The sequence below is a fragment of the Kitasatospora sp. NPDC050463 genome, assembly GCF_040655255.1.
In the GTDB taxonomy this organism is placed as follows: domain Bacteria; phylum Actinomycetota; class Actinomycetes; order Streptomycetales; family Streptomycetaceae; genus Kitasatospora.
In genome coordinates this window covers 1-1,117 of sequence record NZ_JBFAJO010000236.1, presented here as the reverse complement: position 1 = coordinate 1,117, position 1,117 = coordinate 1, and the positions used below count along the sequence as shown (strand labels likewise).

Here is a 1,117-nt window from a genome sequence, read left to right as displayed (position 1 = left end):
CCGGCGTCGACGGCGGCGCGCGAGGCACCGACGGCCGCGCCCAGCGCGTCGGCCAGCTCCTCGACCACGCCGAAGCCGGACGCCTCGCCGACGCCACGGCCGCCGGAGACCACGATCGCGGCCTCGGTCAGCTCGGGGCGCCCGGAGGAGACCCGCGGGGTGCGCGAGGTGACCTTGGCGGCGTTGCCGGTGAAGGCGACGGCGACGTTCTCCACCGCACCCGCGGCCGGAGCGGCCTCGGGGGCCACCGCGTTCGGCTTCACCGTGATGACCGGGGCGCCGTGCGACACCTTGGACTTCACCTGGAAGGACGCGGCGAACACCGACTGGGTGGCGACCGGACCGTCGGCGCCGGCCTCCAGGTCGACGGCGTCGGTGATGATGCCGGAGCCGATCCGCAGCGCGACGCGGGCGGCGACCTCCTTGCCCTCACCGGACGAGGTGACCAGCACGGCCGCCGCCTCCGACGCCTTCGCGATCTGGGCCAGCGCGTCGACCTTGGGGACGACCAGCTGGTCGGCGAACTCCGCGCCGTCCGCGACGTACACCTTCACCGCACCGAACTCGCCGGCCTTGGCGGCGATGTCGGCGGCAGCCGCACCGGCACCCAGGACGACCGCCGACGGCTCACCGATCCGGCGGGCCAGGGTCAGCAGTTCGAGGGCCGGCTTGCGGACCACACCGTCGGCGTGGTCCACGAGAACCAGGATCTCAGCCATGATTCGTTGCTCCTGATCGATCGTTGGAAGCGCAAACAGAGTGGATTAGATGAACTTCTGATCAGCGAGGAACGCGGCGAGCTGCTTGCCGCCCTCACCCTCGTCCTTGACGACCGTGCCGGCCGTCCGCGCCGGACGCGCCGTCACCGACTCCACCGCCGTCCACGCACCCGCCAGACCGACCTCGCCGGCCTCGATCCCCAGATCGTCCAGATCGAACGACTGCACCGGCTTCTTCTTCGCCGCCATGATGCCCTTGAACGACGGGTACCGCGCCTCACCCGACTGGTCCGTCACCGACACCACCGCCGGCAGCGCCGCCTCCACCAGCTCCGTCGCCGCGTCCCCGTCACGACGGCCCTTCACCACACCGCCCTCGACCGACACCTCCGACAGCA

At 72.0% G+C, this 1,117-nt stretch carries 1 protein-coding gene and 1 pseudogene; both read right to left on the bottom strand.

Features of this window, described 5'->3' with window-relative positions; translation table 11 throughout:
- A partial coding sequence (locus AB0J08_RS41730) for an electron transfer flavoprotein subunit alpha/FixB family protein (protein WP_360645469.1) occupies positions 1-719 on the bottom strand: 719 nt, incomplete at its 3' end.
- Between the two features lie 45 nt (positions 720-764).
- Positions 765-1,117 (bottom strand): annotated as a pseudogene (locus AB0J08_RS41725) (electron transfer flavoprotein subunit beta); the annotation flags it as partial.